Here is a 23,563-nt window from a genome sequence, read left to right on the forward strand (position 1 = left end):
GTGAAATTCTGCAGTTAATTGTAATTCACGAGAAAACTCAGACATAAAAAATCGGCCTTAAAATAAATTTAAGACCGATTATGAAGGCTGCAAAGGATCGTTCAAGTCCCTTAAACGATCGGCATTACACCTTAGGTATGCCCTTTCAAACTATTCAGTAAATCATTTACCAAGTTAATACAGGAGTGTATCCACTCACCATGTTTGCCATTTTAGTATTAACATTTTCGAATCCTTTCCAAAGTTTTTTTGTTACTGCTGTTTTCTTTGTTCTTGGTTGCTGTTTGCCATACATTTCTTCGTTAAGCATTTTTTTTGCAGCCATTTGACCAAGATAAACAGTACCTAAATCGTAACCCATTTAAACAAAACCCTAGATGATTAATTAAGCAGCGATTTTACTATCTACGCCCTAAAAAACAAGATATAGATCACAAAAAAATCAAATTGGCGTCGATAGATACTTAAATTGATGACTGTTTTTACCAAATGAATATTTTATCAATCTATTTATATCTTCTGCGTTAACTGAGTTTGCTGTTTCTGAAATACCAAATAGAGCTTCAATTCCGTAGTTATGTATGGTGTAACGATTTAGCAGCCATGCTTGCTGAGTGCTGTTATTTTTTAATGGTTCTAAATCAACCACTAACTGTTTAACTGCAGCATTTACCTCATTTTCTGTTACTCCACGTAATAAATCTTTTATTACCTTATCAATGGCAGACTCAATAAGTTGTGCATTCTTAGGGTCAACTTGTGCGCCCATAACCCAATGAGGCTTAAACTCACTATCAGCATTCACCATAAGCGCATATGGAGCGTAATCCAAACTTAGCTCTTCTCGAACATAGTGCATCAATCTCTTAGATACTATTCTTTGCAGCATATCCTGAATAAAAATGGATTTTGCAGAGTGATCTTCCAAGCCCTGAGCCGCTATAAACTGAGAAATATAATGACTACTCTGTTCAGTATTTACCGCCATGGTAATACTCGGTACAGAATCTGACTTATAAGTAACGGCGTAATTCGTTTTCTTTGCAGCACCTAAACGTATATTTGCTAAGTACTGACGAAGTAATGGTTTTAACTCAGACGGTTTTAAATCAGCTACAATCACTAACTGATAATTACGATTCTGTTGAAATAATAACTGATGTACTCGTTTAATCTGTTCACTAGTAACGAGATTTACATCCTCCCCATCAAGTAGTTGATGTCGATTAGTAGAAGAATAAGTGTTCCTATTAATAGCTTTAGTAAACTGACCAAGAGATGTAGAGATATAAGCCTCTCTGTTTTGTTCAAACTCCTGCTTTACCGCTTTTAACTGCTCTTCATCAACATTAATTTCAGACATAATTGCAGTAATTACAGCAAACGTCTCAGCAAGCCCTTCCTTATCCGTAATTCCTTCAAGACCGTGATGAGTAAAATTAATAAAAGGATAAAGCTCAATACCTTCATTTCTCAAATGAGCATCTAACTGAGAGCCTGTGAATTTACCAAGACCGCTACGAGTCACTGCTGGTATGGCAATATTCGCTGCTGGTATCAACTCTGAAGGCAATGCAGCTATTCCGCCTTGGCTTGCTAACGAAAACACCACGTCATCACCGGCATCGGTTTTTCTCAAATAAAGAACATTTAATCCGTTATCTAGTGTCCAGCGAGTTAAATCAACCTCCTCAAATAATTTAGTTTCAGACAAAATCATTCCACTGCTCATTGGAACAGGAAAAGCGGCACTAACATTATTAATTAGTGGTTCACTTCCCGATTTTGCATACACAGACTTTAACTCAGGAATACTTAATTCTATTTGAGAGAGAGATTCAACGGCATCAACACCAATAGCAAATTGGTATGAAGACGAAAGCAACTCATCAATATGATCATTAACAACCTTCAAATCTGTCGCTGCTAAAAATGAAGTCAAACTTGCCTTGTAATCTAAACTGGATTGACTTATCTGCTGACTCACAACACCATTAACTCTGTTTTCAACATGATCATAAGGCGTTAAGTTTTCAAGATTTGCATCAAGATTATCAAGTTGATAATGATAATGTTGAAGTAAGTTATCCAACTCACCATGTGACACACCATGATCTCGTAATGAAGCTAACGTATCTAAAAATAGTGTTTGGCTTTGGGTTCTATAACTAGCAGGAAATGAAACTGAAGAAATAAAATAGCGCTGATCAGATACATAGTAATCCGTCGAGTAAATCCATTGAACAGGCATTGCAGCGTCAAGGAATACACCACCTAACCTTTGCTGAATAATTGAATGAGCAATTTCATCTAACCATCGTTGATGCTGCTGTTCTCTTGTATTTACTCTAAAATCACCACGATCAATAACCAGAGCAATACTTGGTGGTTCACCACTTGCCACTTTAGCAATAAATTCATTTTGATTTAGAGGCTCTAATGGCATCGTACTTACAGCTGAAGAACCTTTCTTCCAACTTTCAAAATGTTTAGTTATCAGTGTAATCGCATCTTCAAGAATAACATCGCCACTAATAACAATTTCAGTTAATTGAGGTTGATACCACTGCTGATAAAACTCTGTAAGTTGTGTTGAGGACGCAGATAAAACCGACTCCTTATTCCCAATAGGATCGCTATTTTCATAAACAGTTCCTGCGGTCATATGCTCATAAAACTGAGCCGAAATAGGCTTATCTTCTAACCTTGAGTAACGAAACTCACCAAGAATAACCTCTTTCTCTTTTTCTACTTCTTTAGATGACAGTTCAATACCATCACCAATATCTCTCATCCAAACAAGTGCATTGTTAAGTTGGGAGTTATCAGGTAAATCAAGTTTATACACGGTTTCAGCATAAGAAGTGTAAGCGTTAATATCCGCTCCAAAACTTAATCCTGCATCTTCAAATAGAGATATAACATCATTTTGCGAAAAGTGTTCACTACCATTAAAAGCCATATGCTCTACAAAATGAGCGTAGCCTTTTTGATTTTGTGTCTCTTGAAATGAGCCGGCATGTACAATAAAACGAATAGATACTTCTTTTTCTCGATCAGGATAAATATGATAACGGAACCCATTATCAAGCTGACCACTGACCCAACGAGGATCAGATTTAAGTTCTGTAACTGATGTGGTTGCACACCCTGAAATAAACAAGCAAGCAATAAACGCCAACCAATAACCTTTCATAATACATCCTAGTAGTTATATTTATATTTTATAAGTTACGTATCTGAATATAAATTAGGCATAATTGCAAGGCATAAAAGGAAATAGTTATTATTATCAATAAGGTGTTGGGCTCGTTTATTTTCTCAAACCCCAGATAGCAAAAAGACTTATACCTTTCGATATGAGCCTTTTCTCAATTTCTATTACTCTATAAACGAGAAAACCCCAGCATTTCTGCTGAGGTTTTGAATATGGCAGGGGTGGAGAGATTCGAACTCCCAACACGCGCATTCTTATGGTGGAGGAATCTGTGGCTCTTTTCTCAAACCCCAGACAGCAAAAAGGCTCATACCTTTCGATATGAGCCTTTCTAAATATGGCAGGGGTGGAGAGATTCGAACTCCCAACACGCGCGTTCTTATGGTGGAGGAATCCGTGGCTCTTTTCTCAAACCCCAGATAGCAAAAAGGCTCATACCTTTCGATATGAGCCTTTCTAAATATGGCAGGGGTGGAGAGATTCGAACTCCCAACACGCGGATTTGGAATCCGCTGCTCTGCCAATTGGAGCTACACCCCTGTTGTGCGTGCTATTGTAATCACTTCAATAATAAAATCCATACTTTTGAAGCTAAAAATTTGAATCTAAAACAAAAATTCTACTTATATCGCACTATTTTATCCAAAATGGGCAAAACTTAACCGCGTTTAATCTTCTCTACGAATTGATCAACTCGTTGCCAGTTAGTGTATTCAACTTCCTTAGTTGGATCCGTTTCACCTCCCGTCATTTTCATAATGAATTGAATCATGACGCGATCAAACCAGTTATAGCGAGGATAAAACAATGCACCAGCAAACGTATCTTGTAACGCAGGAACCCAAGGCGATTTAAGTAAGAACTTCTTAAAGTACACACTCGTTTCAGGCGTATCTTTCCCCTCTTTACGAGCGGTTAAGTTAACAATAAAGAACCCAGCCTTAGCCTGTTCTAATTCCGTTTGGTACTTAGTGATAAATTGATACAGCTTTTTATTTAAGTGGCCATAACGAATTGAAGCACCAATAACAACACGATCATAATCAGAAAATGAAACCGATAGCGGTTGGTGTAAATCAACTAATTCACACTGAACATCACTTCCTAACTTTGTCGCAATATAGTTCAATATTTTAATCGTTTGACCTTCACGACTTGAGTGAAGAAGTAATACTCTTTCCACAGTAAACCCTTTAATCTGTTTAATTATAAAAACTAGCTACGCCAAAACGTTGGTGTGAACAAAATAAGAAGCGTAAATACCTCTAAACGTCCAAACAGCATGGCAATAATCAGTATCCATTTTGCGGCATCATTTACTTCACCAAAGTGAACCGCAACTTCACCCAAACCTGGTCCTAAATTATTCAATGTTGCTGCAACTGCAGAGAAAGCAGTTAATTCATCAATCCCTGTAGCAATTAATGCCAGCATACAAATAACAAACACCAAGGCATAAGCAGAGAAGAAACCCCATACCGCATCAACCACACGCTGAGGTAGTGCTTTAGTTCCAATCTTAATCGTATAAATCGCTCTTGGGTGAATCAATCGCTTAATTTCACGCATGCCTTGCAATGACAGTAATAAAATACGAATCACTTTCATACCGCCACCGGTTGAACCAGCACAACCACCAATAAAAGAAGAAAACAGTAATAAAACAGGTAAAAACAGTGGCCATTCAGCAAAACTAGTCGTCGTAAATCCTGCTGTCGTTGAAATTGACACGGTTTGGAATAACGCCTGATCAATTGCGGTTCCGACCGAGTTATATGTATTGTGCTTTAGCAACAATAAAAAAGTAATTAAGAATAAGAGAATTTGAATGAAAATAAATGCTCTAAATTCAGGATCACGCCAATAATATTTTGGATGAACACCACCCGATGCAAACGCAGCAAAGTGAAGTGAAAAGTTACAAGCCGATATCAATAAAAACACGACCGTAATAGCGTTAATCACAGGGCTATTAAAGTGTCCCATACTGGCATCATAAGTAGAAAATCCACCAATCGCTATGGTTGAAAAACTATGAGAAATAGCATCAAACCACCCCATTCCCGCAATCCAGAATGCCAATGCGCAGGCAATAGTTAAGGTTAGGTAGATATACCAAAGCACCTTTGCAGTTTCCGCTATACGTGGCGTCATTTTGGAATCTTTAACTGGACCAGGAATTTCAGCACGATATAGCTGCATCCCACCAATACCTAAAACCGGTAAGATAGCTACAGCTAATACAATGATCCCCATACCACCAAACCATTGGAGCAATTGGCGATAGAATAAAATCGCTTTTGGTAAATGATCTAATCCAGTTAGTACCGTTGCACCCGTTGTCGTTAACCCTGAAAATGATTCAAAAAAGGCGTTAGTTACCGAAATATCTGGTGAACCTGAAAACAAAAATGGTAATGCTCCTGCACTACCGATTACCATCCAAAAAAGAACGACAATTAAAAAACCATCACGTGATTTTAATTCATGTTTATGCTGGCGGTTAGGAAACCAAAGAGCCCCGCCACCTGCTAATAATAAGAAGAAGGTAATAACAAATGGCACACCGGCACCATCACGATATATAAACGCGATAAAGGCAGGAGCCAACATGAAAAAACTGAATACCGCGAGTAAAATACCCACGATTCGAATAATTGAACGAAACTGCATGGTTTATTGGACGCTTGACGTCACTCATATCCTAAATAATTAATGGTATTTGAATTTCATGTATCTGAAGGAAATTCAATTTTTGCGCCACTCTTATTGATAATGGCAATCTTAAATTCTTCAATAACGCGCTTTTCTAGCTCAACGCTCATCACTACCTTATCACTGTATTGTGCATCCACTTGAATACCTTCAAATTGACTCAACAAAGTTTCGACCAAACTCACTAAGTTATAATCACAGTGCAAAATAACCGTATCAGTAATTCTTTTTTCTTCAGTTTCTATCAGTTTTAATGCTTGTTGAACTCCGCCGCCATAAGCTTTTACTAAACCGCCAGTACCTAAACGCACACCACCGTAATAACGGGTAACAACTGCTGTTATCTCACCGATACTGCTGCCACTCAGTTGAGCTAATATTGGTTTGCCTGCAGTACCAGACGGCTCACCGTCATCACTGAATCCCCATTTCATAGAATCTTCAGGTCGCCCCGCAACAAACCCCCAACAGTTATGACGAGCATCTGAATGCTTAGCTTTTATTTCAGCAACAAATGCTTTCGCGTCATCAACGGAAGACGTTCGAGCTAAATACGTTATAAAGATGCTTTTTTTTATCTCTTCTTCAAATATCACCATGGCCTTGGGTACTTGATATGGCTGGTCATTCATAGCTTACACTGATAGCAAAAACGGAACCTTAAAGTGTATCACTTCTGTCGAAATTTACTCTTTTAAGCTGATGTTTATTCTCTGTTTGCATCAAACAAATTTGTGATCAAACAAGACAAACGTAAACAAATTGTTAAATTTAATTTGAAATCTGTTTAAATAAGAACCAATATTAACTGGTCAAACCAGATTAATATAATAATGAATACACCTCTCTGGTTTTTATTTCATGGAGATAGAAAATGATTTATCAAGGTGAAAACCTCTCTGTAGACTACATCGAACCGGGCATTGCTCACTTAGTATTTAATGCTAAAGGCAGTGTAAATAAGCTCAACTTAGCCACCCTACAATCAGTTGGTGAAGCCATAGATGCACTCTACTCACAAAAGGACTTACAAGGTCTACTTCTATCATCAGATAAAAGTGCATTTATTGTTGGTGCTGATATTACAGAGTTTCTTGGTTTGTTTGATATTCCAACAGAAGAACTCAGTGATTGGTTACATCAAGCTAACGCCATTTTTAATCGTCTAGAAGACATTCCAGTACCTACTTTATCTGCTATTACTGGATTTGCTTTAGGAGGCGGTTGTGAATGTGTCCTTGCTACGGATTTTCGATTAGCAGATGAAACGGCATCGATTGGTCTACCCGAAACACAGCTTGGGATCATGCCCGGCTGGGGTGGCTCTGTGCGTTTACCTCGCTTAATTGGTGCCGACCCTGCAATGGAAGTCATCACAACGGGTAAGCCAAAACGAGCAAAAGATGCCTTAGCTCTGGGAATGATTGATGGTGTTGTTTCACGTGAAACCTTGATAACAGATTCTGTCACTATGCTTAAAAAAGCGATAGAGGGTCAACTGGATTGGCAATCTCGTCGTACACAGAAAAAAGCACCATTAAAACTCTCTTCTCTAGAGGCTGCAATGTCATTTAATGTCGCAAAAGGCATGATAATGAAAATGGCAGGTAAACATTACCCTGCACCAATGACAGCAGTAAAGTCCATTGAAAATAGTGCCTTCATGGATCGTGATGCTGCACTTGAAGTTGAAAATAAAAACTTCGTTGCACTCACTCAAACAGATGTGGCTAAGTCATTGGTTGGTATTTTCTTAAACGATCAATTAGTGAAGAGTAAAGCGAAACAAGCCATAAAAAATAGTGAACCCGTTACTAGCGCAGCGGTTCTTGGTGCTGGAATTATGGGTGGAGGTATTGCTTATCAATCCTCATCAAAAGGCGTCCCTGTATTAATGAAGGACATTGCTCAACAATCATTAGATTTAGGCATGAGTGAAGCCTCTAAACTGCTTAATAAACAATTAGAACGAGGACGTTTATCTGGTTTAAAGATGGCACAAGTACTCTCTTCTATTACCCCATCACTAAACTATGCCAGTATTGAAAACAAAGATATTGTCGTAGAAGCCGTCGTTGAGAATCCAAAGGTTAAAGCTGCAGTATTAGCTGAAGTTGAAAATGAAGTGAATGAGCATGTCATCTTAGCCTCAAACACATCGACAATACCTATTTCCTTACTAGCAAAATCATTAAAACGCCCAGAAAATTTCTGTGGCATGCACTTCTTCAATCCTGTACATCGGATGCCACTCGTTGAAGTGATCCGTGGTGAAAAAACGTCACAGCAAACCATTGATCGTGTTGTTGCTTACGCTTCTCAAATGGGAAAAACACCTATTGTCGTCAATGACTGCCCTGGATTTTTTGTTAACCGAGTTCTTTTCCCTTATTTCGCAGGGTTCAGTTTGTTGCTGCGTGATGGTGGTGACTATCAACAAATAGATAAAGTCATGGAAAAAGAGTTTGGTTGGCCAATGGGACCTGCTTATTTACTTGATGTCGTTGGGATTGATACAGCACATCACGCACAAGCCGTCATGGCACAAGGCTTCCCTGAGCGAATGGCAAAAAATGGACAAGATGTGATTGATGCGATGTTCGAATCCGATCGCTATGGTCAAAAAAATGGAAGCGGTTTTTATGCATATAGCATAGATAGAAAAGGCAAACCTAAAAAGAACATTGATGAAAGCACAGCAGGCATTATTGCGACAGTAACCAATACAACGCAACCTTATACATCAGAGCAGATCAGTGCTCGCATGATGATACCTATGATTAATGAGGTCATCCGCTGCTTGGATGAAGGAATTATTGCCTCTCCAGCAGAAGCTGACATGGCATTGGTTTATGGTTTGGGCTTCCCTCCATTTAAAGGAGGAGTATTCCGCTATCTTGATGCTATTGGATTAACCACTTATCTCGACATGGCAAAAGAATTTGAACATCTAGGTGCCGTTTATCAAGTACCAGAAAGCATCAAACAAAAAGCAGCCGATGGTGAATGTTATTACCCAGCGCCTCAATCATTATCAGCACCGTCAGCCTAGGGAAGGATTAATCATGAAAAACGTAGTTATTGTTGACTGTATTCGAACACCTATGGGTCGCTCAAAAAACGGTGTATTTCGTTATACTCGCGCTGAAGATTTATCGGCGCATCTAATGAAAGGTTTGCTTGAACGAAATCCAAGTGTCGACCCTAATGACATTGAAGATATTTATTGGGGATGTGTACAACAGACCTTAGAACAAGGCTTCAATATTGCACGTAATTCCGCACTGCTCGCAGGTTTACCACAAAGCATTGCAGCAACAACCGTTAACCGTTTATGTGGTTCATCTATGCAGGCTTTGCATGATGCTTCACGTGCCATCATGGTTGGCGATGCCGACATTTGTATTATTGGTGGCGTTGAACACATGGGGCACGTACCGATGAATCATGGTGTTGATTTCCATTCAGGACTTTCAAAAAGTGTTGCGAAAGCATCAGGAATGATGGGATTGACAGCTGAAATGCTAGGTAAGATGCACGGTATATCTCGAGAGCAGCAAGATGCCTTTGCGCTCGCATCCCATCAAAAAGCACATAAAGCAACCATTGAAGGCTATTTTGATTCGGAGATCCTTCCAATAGAAGGACACGATGAAAATGGTGCGTTAACCTTAGTCACACATGATGAGGTTATTCGACCAGAAACAACATTAGAAGGATTAGCTGCATTACGACCAGCTTTCGATCCTGCAAATGGTACGGTTACAGCAGGCAGTTCATCGGCATTATCGGATGGCGCATCAGCTATGCTAGTTATGAGCGAAGAGAAAGCCAATGAGTTAGGTTTACCTATTCGAGCGAAAGTTCGCTCAATGGCGGTATCTGGTTGCGATCCATCTATTATGGGATACGGTCCTGTTCCAGCGACGAAAAAAGCATTAAAACGTGCCGGATTATCACTGGATGATATTGAGTTATTCGAACTGAATGAAGCGTTTGCCGCTCAATCACTACCTTGTATTAAAGATTTAGGCTTACTTGATGTGATGGATGAAAAGGTCAACTTAAATGGTGGTGCTATTGCTCTTGGTCATCCTCTAGGTTGCTCTGGATCTCGCATTGCCACCACATTAATCAATAACATGGAGCGAACTGGAGCCAAGTTAGGTGTTGCGACAATGTGTATTGGATTAGGGCAAGGAATCGCAACTGTGTTTGAGCGCCCTTAATACTAAGTAAATTCAAACGTTAAAAACAAAAAAAGTCGCTCTCTGTTCTATGAACATTGAAGCGACTTTTTTTTTCTATCTATAGCAGAGTGCTATAAACAGACTACTTTTTGAATGTAGTTTTTGTATCACGAGATTGGTGGAACCAAAAACGCTTTCTGCCTGTTGATTTAGACATGAGATATCCTTCTTAACTTAAGTATAAACATGCATCAAAGTGATGCTTTCGTTTAGCCTGAGAAGAGATATTTATCTTATGTAATTTATACTAGAGAGATTGTACGTCCTTTATCTTTCTGCTTTGTAACGGAAGCAGCCTAACAGCATTAGTTAGGTATAAAGCCGACGCATTTTCACAACCTCGATTGCACACGGTCACATTACATTATAAATAGATCCAGTTAGGCTTATTCGTTGCTAACGATCTGCTGAAATGTTCAATTATTAATGATTGGAAAAGTGAAATGAAACACGGAGATAATACTTTTTTGAAGATATTTCTGAGGGTTTTACTTGTACTTATTGCTTGTATTAATAACTCTATACATTAGAGCAAGGCGCAAAATTACCACGAACTAGAAAAAAGTAAAGATCTTATTTTCATTTTTTTGTTTATTTTCTAGACTAGTGATCTATGCATAAAACGCATATAGCTCATGTTTAAGTATCATTTTTTTTCTTTTCAAAACTCACCTACACTTACTCTCATTGGTCAAACAGACCGTTTGATGTTCGTTATTATCCTTATTGGAGTTCGTTATGTTTAAAGCATTAGTTCTAAATCAAGAAGATAGAAATACAATTGCAGCAGTTACTGAGATCGATGAATCTCAACTACCTGAAGGTAATGTTAAAATCGACGTAAACTACTCTTCTCTTAACTACAAAGACGGCTTAGCGATCACTGGTAAAGGACGCATTGTTCGTAACTTCCCAATGGTTCCTGGTATCGACTTATCAGGTGTGGTTTCTCAATCAGATGATCCTCGCTATAAAGCAGGTGATGAAGTTGTTCTTACTGGTTGGGGTGTTGGTGAAGGTCACTGGGGTGGTATGGCTGAGAAAGCAAGCCTAAACGGTGACTGGTTAGTACCTATGCCAAAAGGCCTAGATGCTAAAAAAGTAATGGCAATCGGTACAGCTGGTTTCACGGCAATGCTATGTGTACAAGCTATTGTTGATGCCGATATTAAACCTGAAGACGGTGAAATCCTAGTAACGGGTTCAAGCGGCGGTGTGGGCAGTGTTGCAATTACACTTCTAAACCAATTGGGTTATAAAGTTGCAGCAGTAACAGGCCGAGCTTCTGAAAATGGCGAATTACTAAAATCTCTAGGTGCTACTCGTATTGTTGAGCGTAGCGAATTAGAAGAACCAGCAAAACCATTAGAAAAACAATTATGGGCTGGCGCTATCGATACTGTTGGTAGCAAAGTATTGGCAAAAGTATTAGCACAAGTAGATTACAACGGCGCAGTAGCGGCATGTGGTCTTGCTGGTGGTTTTGATTTACCAACAACGGTAATGCCATTCATTCTACGCAATGTTCGTCTACAAGGTATTGACTCTGTAATGTGCCCTCGCGAAAAACGCATTAAAGCATGGGAACAATTAGCTGAACTACTACCAGCATCATTCTTTGACCAAGCAACAAAAGAAGTGTCTCTTGATGATGCAATTCAAGCTGCTGAAGACATTACCAACGGTCAAATCACAGGTCGCGTTGTAATTAAAATCTAAGTCGTAATTAAAATCTAAAAGGTTTAAAACTAAGTCCTACCTAACTTAGTTTTAGATAACATCAGTAATTCAAGGCAGCATAATCGCTGCCTTTTTTATATCGATGTAATTATCTATTTAACTCATAATGAACGGATAATGAGTATTACTCTACTGACTCATCTTTTACTTCAGACAACCCTTCATCACTTGTACTAGCTGCAACATCTCGAATGTTTTTTTGAATCGTCACAACTGAAAATAATGACAGTGTATAAGCCATTGCAAAAAAGCCCTTTTCACTGAGTAATAATTCCGCATTTCTTAAACCAATAGCCATTAACACCAACGCTGAAATCAAAGCAACACGACAACTCATCGTGTACATTGAAGTGACGTTTATCCCTTCTTGTTTATCTCTAATGGTTTTTTGTAATGATATTGCGGCAAATAAACCCAGCAGTAATAAAGAAAAGTAATAACCCTTTTCATTCAGCTCCATGGTGGATTTCCATAAACCAAATAAATAAGCAGAAGAACCAATAACAAACGCTCCCCATGATGCCATGATAAATGCGCTTGTTGGTTGGTGATATTGATGATGTTGTTCCATAACTCCCTCCTCAAAACCATAACGTTATGCGAGAGAGCAAAGAAAATCGAACCTAACGAATGACTCTGGGAAGCATTATTCATTATGAATTCTATTAATTACATCAAATACAGAGTACTACACGTTATGCAAAACCAATATCTTCAATACGTTTTTCAATTAACTTACCGCACTCTTCTTTAACCACTCGTCGTAGCCAAGTTTGAGCTGGTGATGTATCACAACGCGAATGCCAAATCAGCGAGTAATCAAACGGAGTAAATTCAAAAGGTAATGGTTTAATCACTAAATCGTAGCGTTCAGCCACTAAATACGCCAAATCTGCGGGCACAGTGATCACCAATGGCATTTTATCGACAATCGCTAACGCCGCTTCTAAATGGTAAGCCCTAAGTACTTGTCTTCTTTCTCTTTGTCCTGATAAAGCCGCATCAATTAACGCTTTGACTCCATCGCTAATTGCTATCATTGCATGTGGCAAAGACAGATAATCATCCAAGGTCAGGATTGAGCCAGATAACGGATGATTTTTAGAGAGCAAACACAACACACCTACCTGCCCTAACACTTCCTGTTTTAGTGGTAATACAGACCCGATAGGACGACAAATAGCCATATCTACTTTTTCAGTGCTAAGTTGCTTAAATAAGTTTTCATGATTTAAAGGTGCAAACTCTAATGAGATATTTGGCGCTTGTTCATAAATTTTTGGTAATGCATAAGGTAAGATTGTTTGCATTGCATAATCGGTGGTTGCGATTAGAAAATGCTGATCACAATGCATAGGCGTAAAGTCACTTGGTGTAAGCAACTGACGTAATGATTCTAATGGGAGGTTTATCTGCTCATTTATCTCTAATGCTTTTTGGGTCGGAACTAGATGCTGACCTTGTCTAGTAAACAATGGATCTCCAAGCAAATCACGCAATCGACCTAATACTCGACTCATTGCCGACTGACTCAAATTAAGGCGAACCGCAGCTTGGCTAACACTGTTTTCTTCTAACAAGACTTTAAGTGCAATTAACAAATTTAAATCACGACGATAAACTTCTTCTAATTCCATAACCTGACCTACTAGGCTTAATCAACGTAGTGAGTGTAACTGTTTTCTGGATAAAAAAAATCCCGCATTTCATTCAACTCTTATGTGGTATTAAGAATGATGAAAAAAACGGGAAACTGGAGAGTCTTTTTGTTATTTAGAAGTAAGTTAAGAATCTTGTTCTTCCGCAGTTTCTGCTTCTGACCATGTTTTTAATTCTACTGTTAGCGCTACCATCACAGATGCCAAACTAATAAGTGGAAACAAACTGATGTTTTCAGGAGTACGCAATACTAATGAACTAATAGTAACAAGACAAAGAACACAATAAATAGTTAAGCGATCTATTTGAGTAAGCATAATAACGATCCTTCTGTTGCTTTCTAACCGAGTGTTAGAATGGATAAAACAACAAGTTAACGTTCCAATGTTAATTTATTGTTAAATTAAATCTACTCCCTTTTCAGTTCTTTGCCAACGCGTATTGATTATTTTTTTTACAGCAGTATGATCTCGGTCGCCTTTAACTGTAAAGAGATACAAACATGACCATCAACTTTGATACAGCAACACAAACACTAGAAGCAGAAGGATTACGCTGCCCTGAACCTGTCATGATGGTTAGAAAAACGATTCGAAAGATGGAAGATGGTGAAACGTTATTAATTAAAGCCGATGATCCATCAACAACAAGAGACATTCCTAGTTTTTGCCGTTTTATGGATCACGAACTTATCGCAGAAGACACAGACTCTCTTCCTTATCGTTATTTAATCCGAAAAGGACTTTCAAAATAATACGTACAAAAAAAGGCAACCATTATGGCTGCCTTTCTCTTATAAACTACGTATTGATATCTCGTGCTAGCTTTTGGATAGCTTCGATTTGATTCTGCAAGTTTCTCAACTCTTTTCTCATCGGTAATACATAATGTACCCGGACCCAAGCATCAACTGACAACCCTGTTGTAATGATTGCACCGACCACCATTGGAACCCACATATCTGTAAGTACCATTCCTAATAAATTAAGAGCTAATGCGACAGTAAATAGATAGCATTGACTTTGAGGGGATATAGCTAAAAAACGAGTCATGATAAGCTCCTTTCCTTAAGAAACATCTACCAATACAACTTATTCTAACCGTAGATTATCACCTCTAGAACAAAAGCTATGTGTCTAGTATCACACTCTTATTCTGATTTTATGAAACTTTGGTGACAACTTAACTATTCACCAGTGTATACAACCATCACATTGTCTGACTTATTTTTTCGGATAAAAGCATAGTAACTATTGTTTTCAATAACCTGATATTCTCCATCAGATAATGCGGAATGGTTTGCTCTAAAAGCTAATAGTTTTTTCCAATGAGACATAAGAGATAAGCGTAATCCTGTCATTTCATCCCAATTCATCTCACTGTAAGCCTCACCGCTTTTAGCCGTTTCATCACCATACCAAATAGCAATATTACCTTGTGATAATAACAGTGCTGAAGCTGTATCTCTGAACTCAGAGTAATTTGCTTCAGATAGATCATCTAAACCACGTTCTTCAAACCAATTAATCGCATATAACTCATGTGATTTCTCAGTCGCAGATAAACGATAAGTAAATTGGCTAAAACACTGGTCTTTATTTTTCTGCATCGACACTATTTGCGGTTTAAATGGTTCCTTCTCATTTAAATCAACAACTAGGAAAGAAGAGGATTCAAGCGCCTTATATTGATTATGTGTTTTCCATAATTCAAAACTTTTACTCGCACTCGCCTCTATCTTTTGAGTCAATTGTGGTGTCGAATCCGATAAAACCACCCCATCAATGCCAAATTTAGCAACCCACATCGTTATCCATTGAGTTAGTAATTCATTTTTAGCCCGGCTCACTTGAGCTACATTGGTTACGGGTTTATTTGCAAAGAACTCAGGCGTTGAAATATTGCCTTCACTGTTAGGATCTGACCACGCAGGTGACCACCACTGTGGTATTTGTCCATTTTCGTCTTTAAATGCATCAAGATAATTAGTCAGGTTTTGGCCATCTTTCGGTTGCCATTCATTCCAGTAACTAGGAAGGTCACTTGTATCTTTAGGTTGGATATTAAATTGTTGTAAGTCTGCAAGGCTTGGCTCTGATGGAACGGTATCAACACTCCATACAACTCGCATACCTAACTGATGAGCTGAATCCACAAATGTTCTCATTTCTTGCTCAGTACCCATATTGGTATCAAGCTGAGTCCAATCTAATGTAGCTCCACCTGCATATGGATATTCAGGAGAATTACCGTTTTTCCCTGGAAGCCAACCATGTACTTGCTCTAATGGCGTCGAAAGCCAAAGAACATCGACACCTAACTCAGCTAAATAATCTAGCTTTTGAGTAAGTCCTGCGATATCACCGCCTTGAAAACCTTGTGCCGTTTTTTGTCGGCCATAGCTGTGATCATTCCAACTGTTACCATTAAAGAATCTATCCGTTGCGATGTGGTAGAAAGTGGCATTCTTCCATTGAAAAGAGACTTCTTCTTTTTTTGATTCTAACAGTAATAAGCCACCACTATGACGACTTGGCGTTAAAGTAACGCTACCATTTTTCACTTGAGCAATACGCCCAGTGTAAGCATCGGTGACAACCTCACCATCGGCCCACAAATCAGAAACAGTGACGGTTACAGGTTGAATGCCCAGCTGAGGACAAATGATATCTACGCTATCAGCCGCATCGTTATTAGTTGACTTAACTATGTCAGATGATGAATTTGATGAGTTTTCTGATAAAGAAGAATTATCAGTTGATGGCGTACTTTGACACCCAACTAATAAAGACAGCGAAATAAGTGTTGCACAAACAGACAATTTCATCGAAATCAGAAACCTAAAAATAATAACAGTGACTCAATTGTAGCCATTGTTAACAACATTATTAATCTCTAATTTTCGAAAATACGATATTTAGACAAAAAAATACCCCGCATTAGCGAGGTATTTCATTTGATAAGGCTATTTCTTATTTTTGAAGAAGAGAAATATCAGCAATATCTAAGAATAAGTTACGTAGCTTATTCAGAAGTGTTAGACGGTTTGTCTTAAGCGCTTCATCATCAGCCATAACCATTACGTTATCGAAGAACGCATCTACAGGCTCACGTAGTTCTGCAAGACGACTTAACGCTTCTTGGTAGTTACCTGCTGCAAATACTGGCTCTAACGCTTCAGCTAAGATTTCAACTTTCTCAGCTAATGCTTTCTCAGCATCTTCTTGTAGAAGAGCAAGATCAATATCTTGAGCAAGCTCACCATCAAATTTAGCTAGGATATTACCAACACGCTTGTTCGCTGCTGCTAGTGATTCTGCTGCATCTAATTCACGGAAGTGAGATACCGCTTTCACACGCTTATCGAAATCAGCTGGTTTTGTCGGACGACGAGCAAGAACCGCTTGGATGATGTCTACACTGAAACCTTCATCTTGGTACCATGCACGGAAACGACCTAACATGAAGTCAATTACGTCAGTCGCTACATTTGCATTCGATAGTTTATCGCCAAACAGAGATTGTGCTTTTGCAACAAGATCAACTAAATCTAAGTTGTATTCTTTCTCAACGATAATACGTAGAACACCTAGAGCCGCACGACGAAGTGCAAATGGATCCGAGCCTTTAGGTGCTTGGCCAATACCGAAAATACCAACCAGCGTATCTAATTTATCCGCCATTGCTACTGATGCAGAAATATCAGTACTTGGTAAATCATCACCAGCAAAGCGTGGCATGTATTGCTCGTAAAGAGCTAATGCTACTTGCTCATCTTCACCATCATGAGTTGCGTAGTGCATACCCATTACACCTTGTGTATCTGTAAATTCAAATACCATAGATGTCATCAAGTCACATTTAGCTAAAAGACCTGCACGTTGAGATTTCTCAACATCAGCACCGATTTGTTCAGCAATGTAACCTGCAAGCTCAGTAATACGGTCAGTTTTATCTTTGATCGTACCTAATTGCTTCTGGAAGATAGCTTGTTCTAATTCAGGTAGACGGTCGATAAGCGGACGCTTACGGTCTGTATTGAAGAAGAATTCAGCATCAGCAAGGCGTGGACGAACCACCTTCTCGTTACCTTCGATAACATGACGAGGCTCTTTAGACTCAATGTTAGATACAAAGATAAAGTTAGGAAGCAGTTTTTTGTTCTCATCGTATACAGGGAAGTACTTCTGATCGCCCTTCATTGTGTACACTAATGCTTCAGAAGGTACTTTCAAGAACTCTTCTTCAAACTTAGCCGTAAGAACTACAGGCCATTCAACTAATGACGTGACTTCTTCTACAAGATCGTCTTCTAAATCTGCTTTACCGCCTACTGCCGCTGCCGCTTTTTCAGAATCAGCAAGGATGATCGCTTTACGCGCATCGTAGTCAGCCATTACTTTACCGCGCTCTTCTAAAATAGCAGGGTATTGATCAGCCGAATCAATCGTAAACTCTCGCTCACCCATAAAACGGTGACCACGAATAGTACGAGCAGAACTCACACCTAAGATAGAACCTTCAATAAGTTCATCACCTAATAGGATAGTCAGTGTTTTTACTGGACGAATGAATTGAATGTCAGAGTTACCCCAACGCATTGCTTTAGGGATAGGTAGGCCAGCTAATGCTTTTGCTGCAAAATCAACAACAAGTTCTTGTACTGGTTTACCTTTTACTTCTTCTTTATGAAGTAACCACTCGCCTTTATCTGTTTTTAGACGATCAGCTTGTTCAACTGTAATACCATTACCACGAGCCCAACCTTGAGCCGCTTTTGTTGGGTTGCCATCAGCATCAAATGCAGCAGAAACAGCAGGACCGCGCTTCTCAACAACTTTATCCGCTTGGTTTTCTGCTAGTTCAGCAATTTTAAGCGCTAAACGACGTGGTGTGGCATACCATTTAACACCTTGATGTGCTAAATCAGCTGCTTTTAATTCTGCTTCAAAGTTTGATGCAAACGCTTCAGCTAATGAACGAAGTGCTGTTGGTGGAAGCTCTTCTGTACCTAATTCAATTAGAAAATTCTTCGCCATGATTACTTCTCCTCGTTCTTCTTACACATTGGGAAACCTAGGGCTTCACGTGATGCATAGTATGCTTCTGCAACCGCTTTAGTTAGGTTACGAATACGAAGGATGTAACGTTGACGTTCAGTTACAGAGATCGCTTTACGTGCATCTAATAAGTTAAATGCGTGAGCCGCTTTTAAGATGCGCTCATAAGCAGGAAGAGGAAGCGGTTTTTCTAACTCTAAAAGCGCTTTAGATTCTTTTTCACATTGGTCGAAGAAACCAAATAAGAAATCAACGTCTGCGTGCTCGAAGTTATAAGTCGATTGCTCAACTTCGTTTTGGTGGAAAATGTCACCGTAAGTAACTGCAGTACCATCTGGGCCAATGTTCCATACAAGATCGTAAACAGAGTCTACTTCTTGAATATACATTGCAAGACGCTCGATACCGTAAGTGATTTCACCCGTTACTGGTTTACACTCAAGACCACCTACTTGTTGGAAGTAAGTAAATTGCGTTACTTCCATACCGTTTAGCCAGATTTCCCAACCTAAACCCCATGCACCTAGTGTTGGGTTTTCCCAGTTGTCTTCAACGAAACGAATATCGTGAACTAATGGGTCGATACCAAGCACTTCTAGAGAGCCTAAGTACAACTCTTGAATGTTGTCAGGCGATGGTTTCAAAGCAACTTGAAATTGGTAGTAGTGCTGAAGACGGTTCGGGTTTTCACCGTAACGGCCATCAGTAGGACGACGAGATGGTTGTACGTAAGCTGTTGACATTGGCTCTGGGCCAAGTGCACGTAAACAAGTCATCGGGTGAGAGGTGCCTGCACCTACTTCCATATCTAGAGGCTGCACAATAGTACAACCGTTTTGTGCCCAATAATCCTGCAGCGCGAGGATCATTCCCTGGAAGGTTTTGATATCGTATTTTTGCATAATTTAATTCGCGCGATTCGTTAGTAATAAATAAAAATATAACGAGTAACTATACCTTACGAGACTCTTTGGGAGTAGCAAAAATAAGCACTTTCTCAAAATTCGCCGTGAGTTTACGACCTAATCAATAAAATAAGGGCTTATCTTGGCTCTTTATCTCTGTTTGGTGTTGAGGTATGTTGTTAAAACAATCAATACTCAGACTCAACAATTAGCGCGGTAGTCGTAATGAAGTTTACTCAATTTGGCGAAAAATTTACTCGTTACAGCGGGATCACTCAATTAATGGATGATTTAAATGATGGTTTACGTACTCCAGGAGCCATCATGCTCGGCGGTGGTAACCCTGCTGGTATTCCCGCCATGCTCGACTACTTTAAAGACGCCTCACAAAAAATGCTCGACTCTGGTGAGCTCATTGCGGCAATGGCCAACTACGATGGTCCTCAAGGTAAAGACAGCTTTGTAAAAGCATTAGCAAACCTATTAAAAGAGACTTACGGCTGGGATATTTCAGAAAAAAACATCTCTTTAACTAATGGATCTCAAAGTGCTTTCTTTAGCTTATTCAATCTATTAGCTGGTACTTACGCGGACGGTTCAAAAAAGAAAATATTGCTTCCTCTTGCTCCGGAATACATTGGATACGCCGATTCTGAGTTGGAATTTGATAGTTTTATTTCTTATCGTCCTGAAATTGAATTATTAGACAACGGACTCTTTAAATATCACGTCGATTTCAGTCAACTCACCGTTGATGAATCTATCGGAGCTATTTGTGTTTCTCGCCCTACGAACCCTACAGGTAATGTAATTACAGACGAAGAAGTGATTAAGCTGGATAAATTAGCGCGTGAAAATAACATCCCACTGATTCTAGATAATGCTTATGGCACCCCTTTCCCTAACATTATCTTTGAAGAAGTCACACCATTCTGGAACGACAATACCATCCTATGTATGAGCCTATCTAAGTTAGGATTACCGGGATTACGCTGCGGTATTGTGATTGCAAATGAGAAGATGACCGAAGCCATTACAAATCTAAACGGCATTATCAATCTTGCTCCTGGTAGTGTTGGTCCAGCAATGGGATTACACATGATTGAATCCGGTGATTTATTGCGTTTAAGTGAAAACGTAATACAGCCTTTCTATCGTGAAAAGTCGCAAACAGCGGTGAATATGCTACAAACAGCGATAACTGATCCACGTTTCCGCATCCATAAACCTGAAGGTGCTATTTTCTTATGGCTATGGTTTGATGAACTGCCTATCACGACGATGGAACTGTACAAACGCTTGAAAGCGCGTGGTGTACTCATTGTTCCGGGTGAATACTTTTTTATTGGGCAAGATGACAGCTGGGAGCACGCTCATCAATGCTTACGTATGAATTACGTTCAAGATGAAGACATGATGCAAAAAGGCATTAATATCATTGCTGAAGAAGTGTTGAAAGCGTATTCAATTTAGATATTATTCAAACATAAAGGAAGGCAATGATGCCTTCCTTCCATTAATGAATCCACATTAACTATTTTTATTAATATTAAAGAACGTTAGCTCATTACAAAGTTCTTGAGTTAACTCTGAAATATGTTCATTTGAATTCTTTGTTTGACCTATCGCATTTAAATTATTTTGAACAATACAATTAATATCTTCAATTTGTACAGATATATCTTGAGTCACGGAGCTTTGCTCTTCAGATGCAGTTGCAACTAGAGTATTAATATCAGAAATGCGTGAAACTCTTTCAGTTATCAACTCAAAAGCTTCTGTTAATTCACTCGCTACAACTTTAAAAGACGACATTAATTCAGAATTATGACGCATCGATTCATCAGCTTTTTTAGATTGCTCTTGTAATTGCTGAATAATTTCTTGGATATTAATAGTTGATTGTTGTGTTTTCGATGCTAATGCACGAACTTCATCAGCAACAACGGCAAAACCTCTACCCTGTTCACCAGCTCTAGCGGCTTCAATAGCTGCATTCAATGCAAGTAAATTTGTCTGTTCTGATATTGAATTAATCACATCAACAACAGAGCTAATTTTCTCCGAGTACTCTCTCAATTCATTAACTATAATTGAAGACTCTAACATAGAATTATTTACTTGCTCTGTTACTTTTTCTGAACGCTGTAACGTAGCAGAGCTATCGGTTATTACCATCATGGTATCTGAAGCTATCGTATCTGCAGTAGATGCATTTTGTGCAATATCAGAAGCAACAGAAGCAAGCTCCGTTGTTGCGGTTGCAACCTGTTCAATCAAAGAAAGTTCTTTTTGAGAGTTCTTATAGTTATCTTCAATAGCACTAGCTATATCTACTTGATTTGAAGAAACTGAAGATAATACCGACAATATTCCAGATACTTTTTGGTTAATTATGGACTTAAATTCATAAAGAACCTTGATTAACCCTCTCTTATCACTCACATTATTTACATAAAAGCCGCCATTAGCCATATTTGTAAATTCAGATTGGAATAACTCTAAATCACTACCAAGAACAGAATTTCTAACTTTAGTTAGCAATGTAAAATATAAAATCCCACAAATAAATAAACTAAGAGCGACCAATATAAGAACAATGTAACTCAATGTTGTTTTTTGATGAGATTCACTAATTTCACTAATTTTATTAATTTCATTATAAACATCATCTAAATAAATCCCTGTTGTTAAGATCCACTGAGTATTTGGGATAAATGAGCTAAATAAAACTTTATCAACTAGACCATTAACTCCTGGTTTCATTCCTTTAAACGTTGTAAAACCATCTCCAGTCGTTGTATTTTTAATGATTTCTCGAATTAAATAAACTCCATTAATATTTAAATCTATTTGATTTTTACCAACATTACCCTCTAGACCATGTGCTATCACATTGCCTTGAAGATCATGAACATAAAAAAAAGAACTTTCATGACCGTCAAAACGCAATGCCGCTATATAGTCCCGAAACTCATCTGAATTTAATCCGCTTTTTTCATCTATTCCCGAAATGGCTTGATAAACAAAGGACTGTAGTCCCTTTTTACTACTATCAAATAATGCCGTACTATAATTTTTATTAATTAAATCAAAACTTTGACTTAACGCACCAAAAACTAATAAGCATATCAATAAGAAACAACCAACAATAGTTGTTGAAACTTTAAGAAAGATACTCTTGATCATAAATTAAGCCTATTGTGTATTTAATCAATATAACAAACTGCTTAATTTATCGTACAATAGTTAACGAACTTTAAATAAAACTAAAAATAATTCAACAGAAGAGAGAGCAATCTCAACACCAAATGTCACACATAAAAACACTTTATTCATATAGCAACAATAAAATAAAAAAAGCTAAGTGATTTCACTTAGCTTTCAACATATATTTATAAGCATACTGTATTTACAGTAACAGATTAGCCTTCAAGCAAGTTATTACCATTAATTGCAATCTTACGAGGCTGCATCGCTTCTGGAATTTCACGCTCTAAATCTACGTGTAATAATCCATTTTCCATGGTTGCGCCCACCACTTTCACGTAATCCGCTAATTGGAATTTACGTTCAAAGTCACGCTCAGCAATGCCTTGGTATAAATACGTTTTTTCTTCAATGTCTTTTGGACGTTCACCACGAACAATCAGCATATTTTCGTGTTGAGTTAAATCGATTTGATTATCAGCAAAGCCTGCTACCGCCATTGTAATACGGTATTTATTTTCAGATTGCTGTTCAATGTTGTATGGAGGGTAACCGCCATTTGTTTTAGCTGAATGATTTTCCATTTGATTGAAAAGACGGTCAAAACCAATAGCTGAACGGTACAGTGGAGTGAAATCTACATTACGCATAATACTATCCTTTAATTTAAGCAATAGTGAGTACAACTACCCCTAACTTTGGGTCTTTAGTTGACTCTAATAAATTGTAAGACTTTCCTTTTTGGACAAGTCATTTTCAGAAGACCCTATCGGCATCCTCTTCATAACTAGATATGTGGTTTACTGT

Annotated in this window: 19 protein-coding genes and 1 tRNA gene; 5 read left to right on the top strand and 15 right to left on the bottom strand. The window is 38.4% G+C overall.

Annotated elements, in window-relative coordinates; genetic code table 11:
• Positions 1-166: 166 nt before the first annotated feature.
• The 6 genes from HC728_RS15805 to HC728_RS15830 all read right to left on the bottom strand — a co-directional run bounded on the left by HC728_RS15805 (position 167) and on the right by HC728_RS15830 (position 6,564).
• Positions 167-361 carry a hypothetical protein gene (locus tag HC728_RS15805; protein ID WP_005416817.1) on the bottom strand — a complete coding sequence of 65 codons (195 nt, stop codon included), beginning with the start codon at positions 359-361 and terminating at the stop codon, positions 167-169.
• A gap of 81 nt (positions 362-442) precedes the next feature.
• Entirely contained in the window at positions 443-3,196 is a 2,754-nt protein-coding gene (locus HC728_RS15810) for a pitrilysin family protein (RefSeq protein WP_190395738.1), read from the bottom strand.
• A 484-nt stretch (positions 3,197-3,680) separates the two neighbouring features.
• Positions 3,681-3,757, bottom strand: a tRNA-Trp gene (locus tag HC728_RS15815).
• 118 nt (positions 3,758-3,875) lie between these two features.
• The gene (hemG, locus tag HC728_RS15820) at positions 3,876-4,400 is read right to left on the bottom strand and encodes a menaquinone-dependent protoporphyrinogen IX dehydrogenase (protein ID WP_005416815.1); all 525 of its coding nucleotides are present in this window, start codon (positions 4,398-4,400) and stop codon (positions 3,876-3,878) included.
• Positions 4,401-4,432: 32 nt separating this feature from the next.
• Positions 4,433-5,890 carry a TrkH family potassium uptake protein gene (locus HC728_RS15825; protein ID WP_017018705.1) on the bottom strand — a complete coding sequence of 486 codons (1,458 nt, stop codon included), beginning with the start codon at positions 5,888-5,890 and terminating at the stop codon, positions 4,433-4,435.
• A 56-nt stretch (positions 5,891-5,946) separates the two neighbouring features.
• Complete coding sequence (locus tag HC728_RS15830; protein WP_190395739.1) at positions 5,947-6,564, bottom strand: YigZ family protein; 618 nt, start codon at positions 6,562-6,564, stop codon at positions 5,947-5,949.
• A 242-nt stretch (positions 6,565-6,806) separates the two neighbouring features.
• Here HC728_RS15830 and fadB point away from each other — a divergent pair, with 242 nt between their 5' ends.
• From fadB to HC728_RS15845, 3 genes are all read left to right on the top strand, one after another.
• Complete coding sequence (gene fadB, locus HC728_RS15835) at positions 6,807-8,984, top strand: fatty acid oxidation complex subunit alpha FadB (RefSeq protein ID WP_190395740.1); 2,178 nt, start codon at positions 6,807-6,809, stop codon at positions 8,982-8,984.
• Positions 8,985-8,997: 13 nt separating this feature from the next.
• The gene (gene fadA, locus HC728_RS15840; RefSeq protein WP_069594975.1) at positions 8,998-10,161 is read left to right on the top strand and encodes an acetyl-CoA C-acyltransferase FadA; all 1,164 of its coding nucleotides are present in this window, start codon (positions 8,998-9,000) and stop codon (positions 10,159-10,161) included.
• A 759-nt stretch (positions 10,162-10,920) separates the two neighbouring features.
• Complete coding sequence (locus HC728_RS15845; protein WP_005416807.1) at positions 10,921-11,901, top strand: MDR family oxidoreductase; 981 nt, start codon at positions 10,921-10,923, stop codon at positions 11,899-11,901.
• Positions 11,902-12,046: 145 nt separating this feature from the next.
• Here the strand turns inward: HC728_RS15845 and yiaA are convergent, their stop codons facing one another.
• From yiaA to HC728_RS15860, 3 genes are all read right to left on the bottom strand, one after another.
• On the bottom strand, positions 12,047-12,493 hold the full coding sequence (gene yiaA / locus HC728_RS15850) for an inner membrane protein YiaA (protein WP_065604330.1): 447 nt from the start codon (positions 12,491-12,493) through the stop codon (positions 12,047-12,049).
• 124 nt (positions 12,494-12,617) lie between these two features.
• Positions 12,618-13,559, bottom strand: a complete 942-nt coding sequence (locus HC728_RS15855) for a LysR family transcriptional regulator (protein ID WP_011260906.1) — start codon at positions 13,557-13,559, stop codon at positions 12,618-12,620.
• 147 nt (positions 13,560-13,706) lie between these two features.
• Positions 13,707-13,898, bottom strand: a complete 192-nt coding sequence (locus tag HC728_RS15860; RefSeq protein ID WP_005416802.1) for a hypothetical protein — start codon at positions 13,896-13,898, stop codon at positions 13,707-13,709.
• A 185-nt stretch (positions 13,899-14,083) separates the two neighbouring features.
• Here HC728_RS15860 and tusA point away from each other — a divergent pair, with 185 nt between their 5' ends.
• Positions 14,084-14,335 carry a sulfurtransferase TusA gene (gene tusA / locus HC728_RS15865; RefSeq protein WP_005416800.1) on the top strand — a complete coding sequence of 84 codons (252 nt, stop codon included), beginning with the start codon at positions 14,084-14,086 and terminating at the stop codon, positions 14,333-14,335.
• A 46-nt stretch (positions 14,336-14,381) separates the two neighbouring features.
• Here tusA and HC728_RS15870 read toward each other — a convergent pair whose 3' ends face one another.
• From HC728_RS15870 to glyQ, 4 genes are all read right to left on the bottom strand, one after another.
• Positions 14,382-14,633, bottom strand: coding sequence for a hypothetical protein (locus HC728_RS15870; RefSeq protein WP_005416798.1), 252 nt, complete (start codon positions 14,631-14,633; stop codon positions 14,382-14,384).
• Between the two features lie 134 nt (positions 14,634-14,767).
• The gene (locus HC728_RS15875; protein WP_190395741.1) at positions 14,768-16,408 is read right to left on the bottom strand and encodes an alpha-amylase; all 1,641 of its coding nucleotides are present in this window, start codon (positions 16,406-16,408) and stop codon (positions 14,768-14,770) included.
• Positions 16,409-16,553: 145 nt separating this feature from the next.
• Complete coding sequence (gene glyS, locus HC728_RS15880) at positions 16,554-18,620, bottom strand: glycine--tRNA ligase subunit beta (protein ID WP_190395742.1); 2,067 nt, start codon at positions 18,618-18,620, stop codon at positions 16,554-16,556.
• Positions 18,621-18,622: 2 nt separating this feature from the next.
• Positions 18,623-19,543: a glycine--tRNA ligase subunit alpha gene (glyQ, locus tag HC728_RS15885; protein WP_017018711.1), complete on the bottom strand. Its 921-nt coding sequence runs from the start codon at positions 19,541-19,543 to the stop codon at positions 18,623-18,625.
• A gap of 228 nt (positions 19,544-19,771) precedes the next feature.
• On the opposite strand from glyQ, the gene HC728_RS15890 reads away from it, so the two are divergent.
• The gene (locus tag HC728_RS15890; RefSeq protein WP_190395743.1) at positions 19,772-21,019 is read left to right on the top strand and encodes a valine--pyruvate transaminase; all 1,248 of its coding nucleotides are present in this window, start codon (positions 19,772-19,774) and stop codon (positions 21,017-21,019) included.
• Positions 21,020-21,076: 57 nt separating this feature from the next.
• Here the strand turns inward: HC728_RS15890 and HC728_RS15895 are convergent, their stop codons facing one another.
• Entirely contained in the window at positions 21,077-22,735 is a 1,659-nt protein-coding gene (locus HC728_RS15895) for a methyl-accepting chemotaxis protein (RefSeq protein WP_017018713.1), read from the bottom strand.
• A gap of 236 nt (positions 22,736-22,971) precedes the next feature.
• Positions 22,972-23,406 (bottom strand): small heat shock chaperone IbpA, encoded by a 435-nt coding sequence (gene ibpA, locus HC728_RS15900; protein ID WP_005416787.1) that lies wholly within the window; start codon positions 23,404-23,406, stop codon positions 22,972-22,974.
• Positions 23,407-23,563 lie beyond the last annotated feature (157 nt).

This window comes from Aliivibrio sp. S10_S31 (genome assembly GCF_014694495.1).
Lineage (GTDB): Bacteria > Pseudomonadota > Gammaproteobacteria > Enterobacterales > Vibrionaceae > Aliivibrio > Aliivibrio fischeri.